At 69.9% G+C, this 15,303-nt stretch carries 12 protein-coding genes; all 12 read left to right on the forward strand.

All coding sequences use genetic code 11. The annotated features are described in order from the left end of the window. Nucleotides 1–17 precede the first annotated feature (17 nt). The 12 genes from LTV02_RS34490 (at nucleotide 18) to LTV02_RS34545 (ending at nucleotide 14,998) form a co-directional block, all read left to right on the forward strand. A complete protein-coding gene (locus LTV02_RS34490) occupies nucleotides 18–1,724 on the forward strand; it encodes a UDP-N-acetylmuramoyl-L-alanyl-D-glutamate--2,6-diaminopimelate ligase (protein WP_408639302.1) in 1,707 nt (568 codons plus the stop codon). After that, a complete protein-coding gene (locus LTV02_RS34495; protein WP_233035774.1) occupies nucleotides 1,721–3,202 on the forward strand; it encodes a UDP-N-acetylmuramoyl-tripeptide--D-alanyl-D-alanine ligase in 1,482 nt (493 codons plus the stop codon). Before LTV02_RS34490 ends, LTV02_RS34495 begins: the two co-directional genes overlap by 4 nt. Then, nucleotides 3,199–4,275, forward strand: coding sequence for a phospho-N-acetylmuramoyl-pentapeptide-transferase (gene mraY / locus LTV02_RS34500; protein ID WP_067717361.1), 1,077 nt, complete (start codon nucleotides 3,199–3,201; stop codon nucleotides 4,273–4,275). Before LTV02_RS34495 ends, mraY begins: the two co-directional genes overlap by 4 nt. Before the next feature lie 49 nt (nucleotides 4,276–4,324). Beyond that, complete coding sequence (gene murD, locus LTV02_RS34505) at nucleotides 4,325–5,767, forward strand: UDP-N-acetylmuramoyl-L-alanine--D-glutamate ligase (protein ID WP_067717748.1); 1,443 nt, start codon at nucleotides 4,325–4,327, stop codon at nucleotides 5,765–5,767. After that, nucleotides 5,764–7,293, forward strand: coding sequence for a putative lipid II flippase FtsW (gene ftsW, locus LTV02_RS34510; RefSeq protein ID WP_408639303.1), 1,530 nt, complete (start codon nucleotides 5,764–5,766; stop codon nucleotides 7,291–7,293). Before murD ends, ftsW begins: the two co-directional genes overlap by 4 nt. Then, nucleotides 7,290–8,453, forward strand: coding sequence for an undecaprenyldiphospho-muramoylpentapeptide beta-N-acetylglucosaminyltransferase (gene murG / locus LTV02_RS34515; protein WP_233035775.1), 1,164 nt, complete (start codon nucleotides 7,290–7,292; stop codon nucleotides 8,451–8,453). The genes ftsW and murG overlap by 4 nt, the downstream gene beginning before the upstream one ends. Nucleotides 8,454–8,490: 37 nt before the next feature. Further along, nucleotides 8,491–10,014 carry a UDP-N-acetylmuramate--L-alanine ligase gene (gene murC, locus LTV02_RS34520; RefSeq protein ID WP_408639304.1) on the forward strand — a complete coding sequence of 508 codons (1,524 nt, stop codon included), beginning with the start codon at nucleotides 8,491–8,493 and terminating at the stop codon, nucleotides 10,012–10,014. Nucleotides 10,015–10,017: 3 nt separating this feature from the next. Continuing rightward, nucleotides 10,018–10,860: a cell division protein FtsQ/DivIB gene (locus LTV02_RS34525; protein ID WP_332909546.1), complete on the forward strand. Its 843-nt coding sequence runs from the start codon at nucleotides 10,018–10,020 to the stop codon at nucleotides 10,858–10,860. Between the two features lie 321 nt (nucleotides 10,861–11,181). Then, nucleotides 11,182–12,423 carry a cell division protein FtsZ gene (gene ftsZ / locus LTV02_RS34530; RefSeq protein WP_233035776.1) on the forward strand — a complete coding sequence of 414 codons (1,242 nt, stop codon included), beginning with the start codon at nucleotides 11,182–11,184 and terminating at the stop codon, nucleotides 12,421–12,423. Nucleotides 12,424–12,576: 153 nt separating this feature from the next. Continuing rightward, on the forward strand, nucleotides 12,577–13,317 hold the full coding sequence (pgeF, locus tag LTV02_RS34535) for a peptidoglycan editing factor PgeF (RefSeq protein WP_233035777.1): 741 nt from the start codon (nucleotides 12,577–12,579) through the stop codon (nucleotides 13,315–13,317). Nucleotides 13,318–13,349: 32 nt separating this feature from the next. Continuing rightward, nucleotides 13,350–14,096: a YggS family pyridoxal phosphate-dependent enzyme gene (locus tag LTV02_RS34540; protein WP_067717349.1), complete on the forward strand. Its 747-nt coding sequence runs from the start codon at nucleotides 13,350–13,352 to the stop codon at nucleotides 14,094–14,096. A gap of 104 nt (nucleotides 14,097–14,200) precedes the next feature. Next, nucleotides 14,201–14,998 carry a cell division protein SepF gene (locus LTV02_RS34545; RefSeq protein WP_067717346.1) on the forward strand — a complete coding sequence of 266 codons (798 nt, stop codon included), beginning with the start codon at nucleotides 14,201–14,203 and terminating at the stop codon, nucleotides 14,996–14,998. Nucleotides 14,999–15,303 lie beyond the last annotated feature (305 nt).

A 15,303-nucleotide genomic window follows, 5' to 3' on the forward strand; every position in this document is an offset into this window, starting at 1 on the left:
TCCCGGAGAGGAGCTTCGTGCCCGCGCAGTCGCCGCCCCGCGGAGATTCGGCAGAGTCGCCCCGCGGAAACTCGAGCGAGCCGCAGGTGCTCCGGCCCGCCACCCCGCAGCCGACCGGCTTGCCCACGGTGGCCGAGCTGACGGGAGCCCGCCTCGCGTCGTCGCAGGTGACAGCGTGGGAGGAGGTGGTGGTCACCGGTATCGAGCAGCGTTCCAACGCGGTTCGGCCGGGTGACCTGTTCGCCGGACTGGCGGGCGCGAAGGCCCACGGCGCGCGGTTCGCCCGCGACGCGGTGGCGCGCGGCGCGGTCGCGGTGTTCACCGATCCGGCCGGCGCCGAGATCGCCGGTGAGCTCGGCGTGCCGGTGCTGGTGCACGACACGCCGCGCGCGGTGCTCGGCGAGTTGTCCTCCGCTCTTTACGGTGATCCCTCTCGCAAACTGCGCATCGTGGGCATCACCGGCACCTCGGGCAAGACCACCACGTCGTACCTGGTCGAGGCCGGACTGGCCGCCGCCGGGCTGCGCACCGCGCTCATCGGCACCATCGAGACCCGCATCGGCGGGGTGCGGGTGCCCTCGGCGCTCACCACCCCCGAGGCCCCGCAGCTGCACGCCATGTTCGCGCTCATGGTCGAGCAGGGCGTGGACGCCGTGGTCATGGAGGTCTCCAGCCACGCCCTCGCCTTGGGCCGGGTGGACGGCGTGGACTTCACGGTCGGCGCGTTCACCAACCTCTCGCAGGACCACCTCGACTTCCACTCCGACTTCGAGGACTACTTCGCCGCCAAGCGCCGCCTCTTCATCCCCGATGGCCCGGACAGCGCCGCCTCGCCCCGCCCGTCGGTGGCCGCGCGCACCTCGGTGATCTGCGTGGACGATCAGTGGGGCCGCCGCCTGGCCGACGAGATCGCCGGCGATCTGCCGTCCGATGCCGCCCGGGCGACCGCCGCCGGGGATGCGCCGCGCCGCCTGCTGACCGTTGCGACTACTGTTGGCGCACAGGCTGATTGGACCGTCACCGCATCGGCCGAGGGTCCCGCCGGCACCCAGGAGTTCACCGCCGCGGGCCCGCACGGCAAGGTGGATGTACGCCTGCGGCTGCCGGGGGCGTACAACATCGCCAACGGCCTGCTGGCCGTCGCCGTGTGCGCGGCGGCGGGCGTGGACGAGACTTCCGCTGCGGCGGCGCTGGGCGCGGTCGACGTGCCCGGTCGCATGCAGCGGGTGGACCAGGGGCAGGATTTTCTGGCCGTGGTGGATTACGCGCACAAGCCGGCCGCGATCGAATCGGTCGTGGCCACGCTGCGTGCGTTGCTCACTGAGAAGGGGGAGGGGAGGTTGGCGGTGGTGGTCGGCGCGGGCGGCGACCGCGATGCCGGGAAGCGTCCTCTGATGGGCGCGGCCGCGGCGCGCGGAGCGGACCTGCTGATCATCACCGACGACAATCCGCGCAGCGAGGATCCGGCGAGCATTCGCGCCGCGGTCCGGTCCGGGGCCGTCGAGCTCCCGGACGGCGAGCGCGGGGAGGTCCGGGAAGTCGGGGATCGGGCCGCCGCGATCGAAACCGCCGTCGACTGGGCCCGCCCCGGTGACGTGGTGCTGGTCGCGGGCAAGGGACATGAGACAGGGCAGGAGATTTCAGGCGTGAAGTATCCGTTCGACGACCGCGAGGTGCTCGTGGCAGCCCTGTCGCGAAAGACGAGGGACCTGACGCATTCATGATCGAGATGACTCTGCGGGAGCTCGCGGAGGTCGTGGGCGGCACGCTGCACGACGTCCCCGACCCCGAGGCGAAGGTCACCGGACAGGCCGAATTCGATTCGCGCCGTGTGGGTTCCGGTGATCTGTTCCTGGCGCTGCCGGGTGAACGCGTCGACGGCCACGAGTTCGCGGCCCGGGCGATCGAACAGGGCGCGGTGGCGGTGCTGGCCGCGCGCCCGGTCGGGGTGCCCGCCGTGGTGGTCGCGCCGCGTCCGCACGCCAGCCGCGCTATCGCCCTGGCCGCCGATACCGATGGTTCCGGGGCCGCGGTCCTGGAAGCGCTCGCCAAGCTGGCCCGCGCGAGCGTGGATCGCCTGGTGGCGAACGGCCTGACCGTGGTCGGCGTGACCGGTTCCTCCGGCAAGACCTCCACCAAGGATCTGCTCGCGGCTGTACTGGCCCCGCTGGGACCCGTGGTGGCCCCGCCGGGCTCGTTCAACAACGAGCTGGGACATCCGTGGACGGCCCTGCGCGCCGATGCCGAGACCAAGTTCCTGGTCCTCGAACTGTCGGCCCGCGCACCCGGAAACATCAAGGCGCTCACCGAGATCGCGCCGCCGCGCGCCGGTGTGGTGCTGAACGTGGGCACCGCGCACCTGGGCGAGTTCGGCAGCCAGGAGGTGATCGCGCAGACCAAAGGCGAACTGGTGGAAGCCCTTCCGGCCGACGGCCTGGCGGTGCTGAACCTCGACGATCACCTGGTCGCCAAGATGGCCGAGCGGACGAAGGCCCGTGTGGTCACCGTCGGCCTGGCCTCGAACGCCGATATCCGCGCCACCGACGTCACCCTGGACGAGCAGGCCCGCGCGCGATTCACCTTGCACGCCAACGGCGAATCCATCGCGGTTCAGCTGGCAGTGCACGGCGAACACCAGGTCGGCAATGCCCTCTCCGCCGCCGCGGTCGCCATCGACCAGGGCGCGGACCTCGCCACCGTGGCCGCCGCCCTGGCTGGCGCCAAGCCGGTCTCCGCGCGCCGCATGGACGTGCGGACCCGCGCCGACGGCGTCACCGTCGTCAACGACTCCTACAACGCCAACCCGGATTCGGTGCGCGCCGCCCTCAAGGCGCTGGTCACCATGTCCAAGGCCGGCGACACCCCGCGCCGCAGCTGGGCCGTACTCGGCGAAATGGGCGAACTCGGCGACGAATCCGTGCTCGAACACGACAAGATCGGCCGCCTGGCGGTGCGCCTGGATGTCGACCGCGTGGTCGTCGTCGGCGCCGGCCGCCCCGTGCGCGCCCTCTTCCAAGGCACCGTGCAGGAAGGCTCGTGGGGCGACGAAGCCGTCCACGTGCCGGATATCGCGTCCGCCATCGAACTGCTCGACGAAGAACTCGAACCCGGTGACGTGGTGCTGGTGAAAGCCTCCAAGTCCGTTGGACTGTGGGCGGTCGCCGAACATCTGACCGGTGCGGAGCAGGAGGCCGCCCGATGACCCAGATTCTGCTCTCGGCCGCTATCGCGCTGGCCGTCTCCATCCTGCTCACGCCCGCCGTGATCAGCTACTTCGCCAAACAGGGCTTCGGCCAGGAGATCCGGGTCGACGGCCCGGAGAGCCACAAGGCCAAGCGCGGCACCCCGACCATGGGCGGCGTGGCCATCCTGGCCGGCATGTGGGCGGGTTACCTGGGCTCGCACCTGATCTCGATGAGCTACGGCGAGCCCGGCCCCTCGGCCTCGGGTCTGCTGGTGATGGGCCTGGCCACCGCGCTGGGCGGCGTCGGCTTCCTGGACGACATGATCAAGCTGCGCAAGCAGCGCAATCTAGGCCTGACCGCGGCGGGCAAGTACATCGGCCAGCTGGGTTCGGCCATCATCTTCGGCGTGCTGGCGCTGCAGTTCCGCAATGCCGACGGGCTCACCCCCGCCAGCCGGAAGCTGTCCTACGCCCGCGATATCACCACCCTGTCCATGGGCGTGATCATCTTCCTGCTGTTCGTGTCGCTGGTCGTGGTGGCCTGGTCCAACGCGGTCAACCTCACCGACGGCTTGGACGGCCTGGCCGCGGGTTCGATGAGCCTGGTGCTGGGCGCGTACATGATCATCACCTTCTGGCAGTGGCGCAATGCCTGCTCCACCCACGTGGCCGGCGGCTGCTACAACGTGCGCGATCCGCTGGACCTGGCGCTGGTGTGCGCCGCGGGCGGCGCGGCGTGTATCGGCTTCCTATGGTGGAATGCCGCGCCCGCCAAGATCTTCATGGGCGATACCGGTTCGCTCGCGCTGGGCGGTCTGCTCGCGGGCCTGTCCATCACCACCCGCACCGAACTGCTGATGATCGTGATCGGCGCGCTGTTCGTGGCCGAGGCCGCGTCGGTGATCCTGCAGGTGGCGGTGTTCCGGACCACCCGCAATCGATTGTTCAAGATGGCGCCCTTCCACCACCACTTCGAGTTAAGTGGCTGGGCCGAAACCACGGTGATCATCAGGTTCTGGTTGCTGGCCGGTATGGCATCGGCGATCGGCCTGGGCCTGTTCTACAGCGAATACCTCTCAGCGGTCGGGTGATAGGACGATGGTCGAACATGCTCCGCGGGTCCTGCGTTCGCCGGGACCCATGCTCGAATTCCTGCGCGGCCGTGACGTTCTCGTGGCCGGCTGGGGTGTTTCCGGGCGCTCGCTGATCGAGCCGCTCCAGGACATCGGCGCGCGCCCGGTGGTGACCGACGGCGGCGGCAAGGCCCTGGCCGAGGCCGCCGAACTCGGGCTGGCCACCGCCACCGCCCAGGACCTGCTGGAACCCGATGCGCTGCAACGCTTCGCGCTGGTCATCACCAGCCCGGGCTGGCGGCCGGATTCACCGGTGCTGGTTTCCGCCGTCACCGAGGGCATTCCGGTCTGGGGTGACGTGGAATTCGCGTGGTGGGTGGATCAGGCGCGCATCTACGGGCCGGTCCGCAAGTGGCTGGTGATCACCGGCACCAACGGCAAGACCACCACCACCCAGATGACGCACTCGATTCTGCGCGCCGCCGGGATTCCCAGCGTGGCCTGCGGCAATATCGGGCTGCCCATCCTGGACGCGCTGCGCCGCAATCCCGGACCGCAGGTGCTGGCCGTGGAACTGTCCTCGTTCCAGCTGCACTGGGCGCCGTCGGTGCGCCCGGAAGCGGGCGTGGTGCTGAATGTGGCCGAGGATCACCTGGATTGGCACGGCGGGCTCGACGCCTATGCCGCCGCCAAGGCGCGGGCGCTGACCGGTCGGGTCGGCGTCGTCGGCCTCGACGATCAGGTGGCCGCCGCGCTGGCGCGTAAGTCCAAGGCGCGCCGCACGGTCGGCTTCCGCATCGGCGTGCCCGCCGACGGCGAACTGGGCGTGGTGGACGGCAAGCTCCTCGATCGCGCCTTCACCAAGGCCGCCATCCTGGCCGAGACCGGCGATATCAGCCCGCAGGGCCCGGCCGGTGTGGCCGACGCCCTGGCCGCCGCCGCGCTCACCCGGTCCATCGACGTGGCCCCGCAGTTCGTGAAAGAGGGGCTGCAGGAGCACAAGGTCGGCCCGCATCGCGCCGCCTTCGTGCGCGAACTCGCCGGCGTCGAATTCGTCGACGACTCCAAGGCCACCAACCCGCACGCCGCCCGTTCCTCGATCCTGGCGCACCAGTCGGTGATCTGGGTGGCGGGCGGACAGCTCAAGGGCGCGGGCGTGGAAGACCTCGTCGAAGAGGTGCGCGAGCATCTCGTCGCCGCCGTGCTCTTCGGCGCGGACGCCGCCGTGATCGCCGCCGCACTCGCGCGACACGCGCCGGATGTCCCCGTGGTGGAGCTGAATTCGGGGGACGATGCTCGAATGGGTGATCCCTTCACCGAAGTCGAGCCCGAAGCGGTGATGGCCCGCGCCGTGCGCGTGGCCGCGGGATACGCCACTCGCGGCGACACCGTGCTGCTGGCTCCGGCCGCGGCCTCGTTGGACATGTTCGCCGACTACACGCACCGCGGCCGCAGCTTCGCGGCGGCGGTGCAGGCCCTGGACGAGAAGGACATCGGGAGACCGCAATGACCGCATCACGGCACGCCGGGAGTTCCACGCCGCGGCGTGCCGTGAAAACGGCCTCGGGTCCGGCCGCGCGCCGCACCGGCATGAGCTGGTTCGGGGCCTGGCTGGCCCGGCCCCTCGCCTCCTTCCATCTGGTGGTGGCGATCGCGGTGCTGCTCACCGTGCTCGGGCTGGTCATGGTGTTGTCCGCCTCCAGCGTCGAGTCCTACGCCGGCGGTGGATCGGCCTACAAGCTGTTCGTGCAGCAGGCGGTGTTCGCGGTGTTCGGCGCCGTGCTGTTCTACATCGCGCTGCGGATTCCGCTGCGGGTGATGCGGCGGCTGTCGTTCCCGGTGTTCGCGCTGTCGGTGGTGGCGCTGGTGCTGGTGCTCATCCCCGGTATCGGCTCGGAGGTGCAGGGTTCGCGGCGCTGGTTCGACTTCGGGCTGGTGTCGGTGCAGCCCTCGGAGCTGGTGAAGATCACGCTGGTGGTGTGGGGTTCGCATCTGCTGGCCTCACGGCAGAGCGAAAAGGCCGGGTACAAGGAAATTCTCATGCCCTTGGTGCCCGCGGGCCTGCTGGTGTGTTTCCTGGTCGTGCTCGAGCCCAACCTGTCCACCACCATCGCGCTCGGCATCGTGCTGTCGTCGCTGCTGTGGTTCGGCGGGCTGCCGCTGCGCATGTTCGTGACCATCGCGGCCTCGGGCGCGGTGGCGGCGGCCATCCTGGCCCTGTCGGCCGGGTACCGGTCCGACCGCATGCGTGCCTTCTTCAACCCCGGTGAGGATCCGCAGGGCATCGGGTATCAGTCGCGGCAGGCGCTGTATTCGCTTGCGGACGGCGGGATCTGGGGCCGCGGGCTCGGGCAGTCCCGGGCCAAGTGGAGCTATCTGCCCAATGCGCACAACGATTTCATCTTCGCGATCATCGGCGAGGAACTCGGATTCCTCGGATGTGCGCTGGTGCTCGGCCTTTTCGCGCTGTTCGTCTACACCGGCCTGCGCATCTCCACCCGTTCGGTGGACCCGTTCCTGCGGCTGCTGACCGCCTCGGCCACCACCTGGATCACCGGCCAGGCGCTGATCAACGTCGGCTACGTGGTCGGCCTGCTGCCCGTCACCGGCCTGCAGCTGCCGCTGGTCTCGGCCGGTGGTTCCTCGCTGGCCATCACCCTGTTCATGTTCGGCATCATCGCCAATGCCGCCCGCCACGAACCCGAGGCGGTGGCGGCGTTGCACGCCGGGCAGGACGGGCGGGTCAGCCGCATGCTCCGGCTGCCCAAGCCCGAAATGTATTCCCCCGCACGGGCCCAGGCCTCCCGCGCCCGCGCCAAGGCCAAAGCCAAGCCCAAGGTCAAACCGGCCCCGCAACGCCGCGCGCTGCCGCCCACCGGACGCGGCCGGGGCGGATCGGACAACGGCGGCCGCCGCTCGATAGATTCGGATTCGGCCCGCCGCTCCAGCCGCTCCACCGAATCCTGGCGCAGCACCCGGGCCTGGGAACCCAGCTATCCGGTCAATCACGCGAGAGAACGAGGTAATTCGAGGTGACGGCGGCCGGCCTCCCAGTGCCCGCGACCCGGCCCCTGTCGGTGATCGTGGCCGGCGGGGGCACCGCGGGCCACATCGAACCCGCCCTCGCCGTGGCCGACGCGCTGCGCCGCCGCGATCCCGCCATCCGGGTCACCGCGCTCGGCACCCACCGCGGCCTGGAAACCACCCTCGTCCCCGCCCGCGGCTACTCCCTCGAACTCATCCCGCCGATTCCCTTGCCCCGCAAACTCACCGCCGACCTGCTGCGCCTGCCGGGCCGCATCCGAGCCGCGGTCCGCCGCACCCGCGAGGTGATCGACGCGGTGGACGCCGACGTGGTGATCGGCTTCGGCGGCTACGTCTCGCTCCCGGCCTACCTGGCCGCCGGACGCGGTCTGCGCCGTACCCGTAAGCGGGTCCCCGTAGTACTGCACGAGGCCAATGCCATGGCGGGCATCGCCAACCGGGTCGGCGCGCGCCTGGCCACCCGGGTACTGGCCGCCGCACCCGATTCCGGTGTCCGCGCCGCGGGCCGTGCCGACGCCGAAATCATCGGCATCCCGGTGCGTTCCACCATCACCGCCCTCGACCGCGCCGCCCTGCGCGCCGCGGCCCGCGCCCACTTCGGCCTGCCCGCCGACGGCCCGGTACTGCTCGCCTTCGGCGGCTCCCAGGGCGCCCGCAGCATCAACGAAGCCGTCTCCGGCGCGGCCCCGCAACTCGCCGCCGCCGGGATCTCGGTGCTGCACGCGCACGGCCCCAAGCACCCCCGCACGGCCGACTTGCGCGCGACACCCGGAGCCGGTGCCGCCAAATACCTTGCCGTGCCCTACCTTTCCCGTATGGACCTGGCCTACGCCGCCGCCGACGCGGTGATCTGCCGCTCCGGCGCGATGACCGTGGCCGAGGTGTCCGCGGTCGGCCTGCCCGCGTGCTATGTCCCGCTCCCGCACGGCAACGGCGAACAGGAGTTCAACGCCCGTCCGGTGGTCGCCGCCGGCGGTGGCAGAATCGTCGCGGACGCGGAGCTGACTCCGAAATACGTGATCGACGAGGTGATACCGCTGCTCATGGATCCTGACCGGCTGACCACGATGGGCCGTGCGGCCGCCGACGCGGGCCACCGCGACGCCGCCGACGCGGTCGCGCGCATCGCGATGGAGGTGGCGGGCCGATGACAACGGGAACCCTGCGAGTAATGGAGGTGGAGGGTCGATGACCGACGCGGCCGATATCGAGCGGACGGCGGTCGATCAGCAGACCGATCTGCCGGAGTTGTTGCAGCGCGTGCACATGATCGGGATCGGCGGGGCCGGCATGTCCGGGATCGCGCGGATCCTGTTGTCGCGCGGCGGGCTGGTGTCCGGATCGGACGCCAAGGAGAGCCGGGGTGTGCTGGCGCTGCGGGCGCGCGGGGCGCAGGTGCGGATCGGGCACGACGGGAGTGCGCTGGATCTGCTGCCGGGCGGGCCGACCGCGGTGGTGACCACCTACGCGGCCATTCCGAAGACGAATCCCGAACTGGTGGAGGCGCACAAGCGCGGGCTGCCGGTGCTGCTGCGGCCCGCCGTGCTGGCCGAGCTGATGCAGGGGCACAAGACGCTGCTGGTGTCGGGGACGCACGGCAAGACCTCCACCACGTCGATGCTGGTGGTGTCCTTGCAGCACTGCGGGCTGGATCCGTCGTTCGCGGTCGGCGGCGAGCTGAACGAGGCGGGCACCAATGCCCATCACGGAACCGGCGGGATCTTCGTGGCCGAGGCCGATGAGAGCGACGGCTCGCTCTTGCAGTACGCGCCGGACGTCGCGGTGGTGACCAATATCGAATCCGATCACCTGGACTTCTTCGGGACCGACGAGGCGTACGTGCAGGTCTTCGATGATTTCGTGGACCGGCTCGAACCGGGCGGCAAACTGGTGGTGTGCCTGGACGATCCGGGTTCGCTGGGACTGGCGCGGCGCTCGGCGGCGCGGCTGGCCGGGGATCCGCGCGGCATCGAGGTGATCGGTTACGGCTCGGGCGATTTCGCCGAAGCCGGCATCACCGTCGGTGCGCGGCTGCTGTCCTGGGAGCCGCGCGATGTCGGCGGCAATGCGGTGTTCCAGCTCTCGGACGAGGCCGCGCCGCGCGGGCTGCGGCTGTCGGTGCCGGGGCGGCACATGGCGCTCAACGCGCTCGCGGCACTGCTGGCCGCCCGCGCCACCGGAGCCGATATCGACGAAATCATCCAGGGCCTGGAGGGTTTCGGCGGCGTGCACCGGCGCTTCCAGCTCACCGGGCGCGAGAACGGCGTGCGCGTGTTCGACGATTACGCGCACCATCCGACCGAGGTGCGCGCGGTGCTGTCCGCCGCCGCCGAACTGGTCGCGCAGGAAGCCCGGGACGGTGCGCGGTCGCGGCCGGGCCGGGTGATCGTGGTCTTCCAGCCGCACTTGTACAGCCGCACCGCCACTTTCGCGACCGAGTTCGGCGCGGCCCTCTCGCTCGCCGACGAGGTCGTGGTGCTCGATGTGTACGGCGCGCGCGAGGAACCGCTGCCGGGCGTGAACGGCGCGCTGGTGGCCAATGCGGTCACCAAACCCGTGCACTATCAGCCGGATATGTCGCGCGTCGGCAAACAGGTCGGTTCGCTGGCTCGGCCCGGCGATGTGGTGATCACCATGGGCGCGGGCGATGTGACCATGCTGGGCAGCCAGATTCTGGACGGGCTGCGGGCACGAACCTCACACGGGCGGTGACCGATGAGCCCGGGTGGGGGAGCGGACAGCAAATCCGGTCACGAGGACGATTGGGACGAAACGGATTCCGGGCGCGCGGGGGTCGCGGACTCCGCTGACGCCGCCGCGGCCGAATCCGCGGCGGCCCGGCGCGCCCGCTTGCGCCGGGGCCGCGCGCCCCGAGAATCGCGGCTCGGCAATGCCTTACGGTCCGGGCGGGTGCGCCTGGGCATCGCCGCGGGTGTCGTGGTGGTGATCGCGCTCGGACTGGTCGCCTGGTTCACGCCGGTGATCTCGGTCAGCACGGTCCGCGTCGACGGCCTGTCCACGGTTCCGGAACAGGAAGTGCTGACCGCGCTCGAGGTTCCGGAGGGCCTGTCCATGCTGCGCCTGGACACCAATGCCATGGCCGAACGCGTCGCCGCCCTGCCCAAGGTCCGGTCCGCCCGCGTGCAGCGGGTCTTCCCGTCCAGTGTCGAAGTGACGGTGGACGAACGGGTCGCGGTGGCCTATTTCGACAGCCCCGACGGCACCCATCTGCTCGATCGCGACGCCGTGGAATTCGCCATCGAACCGCCCTCGCCGAGCCTGCCCAAACTGGTCACCGAGCATCCCGGCGGCGCCGACCCGGTGACCAAGGCGGCCGTAGCCGTGATCGCCGCCGCCCCACCGGATCTGCGCGTCCTGGTGGAACGGATCATCGCGCGCTCGGCCTCCGATATTGCTCTCGAGTTGCGCGACGGGCGTACCGTGCTGTGGGGTGGGGTAGCGGACTCGGCGCGTAAGGCGGCGGTCGTGATGCCGGTGCTGACCCAGGACGGCAAGGTGTTCGACATTTCGAGTCCGAATCTGGTCACGGTAAAGTGAGCGATACCCATTGGGCCGCCGGAAATTTCGGTGGCTTGCCGGAAAGTCACCGCTGGTTCCGATCCCGGCACCGGAGGGCAACCGTCCACGATACGATGCGCAAGTGGGCCGGACGAGCCGAATCACACAAGATTCTGGTACTGCGTTCGGCGCGCCTGCGCCCGTAACGCGGTGGCTGCGAATACCGTTCGGCACCAGTCGGATACTTGACATAACGCTGAACCTATGGTTGAGAGTTTACCGGACCGAGACCAAACGGGTCGCGTAACGGCGAGTATCCGAAGACGACAAGCTTTTTGGATCGAAGGAAGGCGAACGCGAATGACGCCCCCGCACAACTACCTTGCTGTGATCAAGGTCGTCGGTATCGGCGGCGGCGGCGTGAACGCCGTCAACCGAATGATCGAACAGGGACTCAAGGGAGTCGAGTTCATCGCGGTCAATACCGACGCGCAGGCTCTGCTGATGTCCGATGCCGACGTCAAGCTCGACGTCGGCCGGGAACTCACCCGTGGTCTCGGTGCCGGCGCCGATCCGGAGGTGGGCCGCAAGGCCGCCGAGGACCACAAGGACGAGATCGAAGAGGTGCTCAAGGGCGCCGACATGGTCTTCGTGACCGCCGGTGAAGGCGGCGGCACGGGCACCGGCGGCGCGCCGGTGGTGGCCAGCATCGCCCGCAAGCTCGGCGCGCTCACCATCGGTGTGGTCACCCGCCCGTTCTCCTTCGAGGGCAAGCGCCGCAGCAACCAGGCCGAGGCCGGTATCCAGGCGCTGCGCGAATCCTGCGACACCCTCATCGTCATCCCCAACGACCGCCTGCTGCAGCTGGGCGATGCGGCCGTCTCGCTGATGGACGCCTTCCGCTCCGCGGACGAGGTGCTGCTCAACGGTGTTCAGGGCATCACCGACCTGATCACCACCCCCGGCCTGATCAACGTCGACTTCGCGGACGTCAAGTCCGTCATGTCCGGCGCGGGTTCGGCCCTGATGGGCATCGGCTCCGCCCGCGGCGAGGGCCGCTCGGTGAAAGCCGCCGAGGCCGCGATCAATTCGCCCCTGCTCGAGGCCTCCATGGACGGCGCCCACGGCGTGCTGCTCTCCATCGCCGGCGGCTCCGACCTCGGCCTCTTCGAAATCAACGAGGCGGCCTCCCTGGTGCAGGAAGCCGCCCACATCGAAGCCAACATCATCTTCGGTACCGTCATCGACGACTCGCTCGGCGACGAGGTCCGGGTGACCGTCATCGCCGCCGGTTTCGACGGCAGCGGTCCGGCCCGCCGCATCGAACCCGCCGTCGGCCGCCTGCCCTCCTCCTCGACGAGCACCGCCCGCGCCGTCGCCGGCGAGGTCGGCTCCGCGCGCACCGAATTCACCTCGCGCGCCCCGGAACCGGCACCCGTCCGCGCCCCGGAGCCCGCCCCGGCCCCGGTCTCCCGCATCCCGGCCCCGTCCTACGAACCGGCCCGCCCGGTCGAGCCGACGGTCCAGCACAACTCCCGCGAGCACATCCAGCCCTCCGACGATGACGACGAGGTGGACGTCCCGCCCTTCATGCGCCGGTAAGTTCCAGCGCCCATAGGGATTTCGCATAGGCCGTGCCCGCCCCGCCATCCGGGGCGGGCACGGCCGTTTCCGGGCGCCGCCGCGCCCGTCGCATGACGAGTGCCACGCCCGCCAGGTGGGAGTTGCCCGGAGTTCACCACTACCCTCGTAGGTATGACTTCAGCGGCACCGGTTTTCCGGACCAGACGAGTGGTGACGTCCCGGACGGGCGGGTTCTCGCAGGCTCCCTACGACTCGTTCAATCTCGGTGATCACGTGGGGGACGATCCGGAGGCGGTGCGGCGCAATAGGGTTCGGCTGGCCGAGAGCATCGGGCTGCCGTTCGAGCGGCTGGTGTGGATGGAGCAGATTCACGGGCGGAATGTGGAGATCGTGGACGGGCCGCGGGCGGAGCCGGTTCCTGCCACGGATGCGCTGGTGACCACGCAGCGGGATCTGGCGTTGGTGGTGCTCACCGCGGATTGCGTGCCGATTCTTTTGTCGGACGACGAGGCCGGGGTGATCGCGGCGGTGCACGCGGGGCGGATCGGGGCGCGGATCGGGATCGTGCCGCGGGTGCTGGAGGCGATGGTTTCGGTGGGGGCGAAGCCCGAGCGGATCGGCGCGTTCCTGGGACCGGCGGCCAGCGGTCGCCAGTACGAGGTGCCCGCCGCCATGCGCGCGGACGTGGAGGCGCATCTGCCGGGAAGCGCGACCACCACGGCCAAGGGGACGCCGGGGCTGGATCTGCGGGCCGGGATCCGGCGGCAGCTGGAGGCGGCGGGCGCTGCGGCGGTGGCCATGGATCCGCGGTGCACCATCGAGGACAAGACGCTGTTCAGCCATCGGCGCGGCGCGCCGACTGGAAGACTCGCCGGTGTGATTTGGATGGCATCGGAAGGAACCGCAGAATGACCGAAAACGGAGTCACCGCAAGGGGTTCCGAGATGGCGAACGAGGCGCAGGTCACTTTCGAAGGGGAAAGGGCCGAGCAACTGGCCGGTTCGCTGCGTGCCCTCACCGCTCGCATCGACGCTGCGTGCCGGGCCGCCGGGCGTGCACCCGGCGAGGTCCGGCTGCTGCCGGTCACCAAGTTCCACCCCGCTTCGGATATCGAGATCCTCTATGGCCTGGGGCTGCGCGAGTTCGGGGAGTCCCGTGAGCAGGAGGCCTCGGGCAAGGTGGCGCAGTTGCGCCACCTGTCTCGAGTGCGCTGGGAATTTATCGGACGCCTCCAGCGTAACAAGGCGAAATCCGTTGCACGCTGGGCAAATACGGTCTATTCGGTCGATTCCGACCGGTTGGCAAGTGCCCTGGACGCCGGCGCCCGAGCGGCCCTGGACGCGGGGGAGCGCGACACCCCGCTGCGGGTGCTGCTGCAAGTCAGCCTCGACGCCGACCCGGCCCGCGGCGGCGCCTACGAAGCGGAGTTGCTGGCCCTCGCAGATCAGGTGGAGACCGCCGCATCGTTGCAGCTCGGAGGCTTGATGGCGATCCCGCCGCTGGATGCCGAGCCGGACGCCGCGTTCGCGCAACTCGCCCGGCTCCATACCTCTCTTTTGGCGGAACATCCCCAGGCCACGGAGCTGTCGGCGGGTATGTCGAACGATTTGGAGGCCGCGATCCGCCACGGATCGACGTGCGTGCGTGTCGGAACCGCGTTGATGGGCGCGCGACCGATAACCTCGGCGTAGCAAAGAAACCTCATCAGTCACATTTGAAACATATGCTTGGTGACAGACGAGGTCTGAGCAGGACAACACCCCAGGCCAACCGGGGCCGAAGGAAGGTCGACCAGATGAGCACGCTGCATAAGTTCAAGGCGTACTTCGGGATGGTTCCGCTCGAGGATTACGAAGACGATTACGTCGACGACCGCGGAGTGAGTGGACCCGCCCGGAGTGCCGACGAGCGTGGCCAGCGTCGTGCCCCCCGTTCCTACGCCGATCGCGAGTACGACCGGTACTCCGACGAGCGCTACGACGACGAGCCGGCGTACGCCGAGCCGTCCTACAAGGCGCCGTACAAGCCGGGTTACAGCGTGTCCCGCCGGGACGACTACGCGGACGAGCGCGAGCGCGGCTACGACGCCGACGATCGCTACGAGCCGCCGCGCCGCCCCACCCGCATCGACACCGCGCCCTCCAGCCGCACCCGCAGCATGGGCGGCAGCGCGCCGAGCATGCGCGGAGCGACCCGCGGCGCCCTGGCCGTCGACACCGAGGCCGAGCGGCGCATGGAAGAGCTGCGGATGGAGGAGCGCCGGCTGGAGCAGCCCGCGCCGCGCCGTTCGCAGATCTTCGAGGACGGAGGCCCCTTGTCCAAGATCACGACACTGCGCCCGCGCACCTACGCCGAGGCCGCCATCATCGGCGAGCGGTTCCGCGACGGCACCCCGGTGATCATGGATCTGGTCGAGATGAGCAACTCCGACGCCCGCCGCCTGGTCGACTTCGCCGCGGGACTCGCCTTCGCCCTGCGTGGTTCGTTCGACAAGGTCGCCACCAAGGTGTTCCTGCTCTCGCCCGCCGACGTCGACGTCTCCGCCGAGGAGCGCCGCCGCATCGCCGAAAACGGTTTCTACAACCAGAAGTAACGACGACACCGAAAACCGGTGTCGTCAACGGGGGTTGCGATTTAGTCGCTGGCGCGTGTTCGGCGACTCTTGCTCGGTTCGCTCATTCGGGGGTGCGCGCGTGTCGATTTCCGCGCTGCCATAGGCAAACCTTCTGCCGCACTTCGTCTTCTACCGTCACGCCCAAAGTTCGCGGCCGTCTCGTTCTGGACTGAGCGGAGCGGAGGAGCGAAGCGGGGGAGCGGAGGGAGGGAAGAACGAGACATGCAGGCCGCGAACCCGCCCGGAGCGAAGCGCAGGGCGCGAAGGCACCGAGATCACAGTGT

The sequence above is a fragment of the Nocardia yamanashiensis genome, assembly GCF_021183565.1.
Lineage (GTDB): Bacteria > Actinomycetota > Actinomycetes > Mycobacteriales > Mycobacteriaceae > Nocardia > Nocardia yamanashiensis.

Coding starts and splice junctions, on each gene's coding strand:
- LTV02_RS34495 (WP_233035774.1), top strand. CDS start 1,721: ATGATCGAGATGACTCTGCGGGAGCTCGCGGAGGTCGTGGGCGGCACG.
- mraY (WP_067717361.1), top strand. CDS start 3,199: ATGACCCAGATTCTGCTCTCGGCCGCTATCGCGCTGGCCGTCTCCATC.
- murD (WP_067717748.1), top strand. CDS start 4,325: ATGCTCGAATTCCTGCGCGGCCGTGACGTTCTCGTGGCCGGCTGGGGT.
- ftsW (WP_408639303.1), top strand. CDS start 5,764: ATGACCGCATCACGGCACGCCGGGAGTTCCACGCCGCGGCGTGCCGTG.
- murC (WP_408639304.1), top strand. CDS start 8,491: ATGACCGACGCGGCCGATATCGAGCGGACGGCGGTCGATCAGCAGACC.
- LTV02_RS34525 (WP_332909546.1), top strand. CDS start 10,018: ATGAGCCCGGGTGGGGGAGCGGACAGCAAATCCGGTCACGAGGACGAT.
- ftsZ (WP_233035776.1), top strand. CDS start 11,182: ATGACGCCCCCGCACAACTACCTTGCTGTGATCAAGGTCGTCGGTATC.
- pgeF (WP_233035777.1), top strand. CDS start 12,577: ATGACTTCAGCGGCACCGGTTTTCCGGACCAGACGAGTGGTGACGTCC.
- LTV02_RS34540 (WP_067717349.1), top strand. CDS start 13,350: ATGGCGAACGAGGCGCAGGTCACTTTCGAAGGGGAAAGGGCCGAGCAA.
- LTV02_RS34545 (WP_067717346.1), top strand. CDS start 14,201: ATGAGCACGCTGCATAAGTTCAAGGCGTACTTCGGGATGGTTCCGCTC.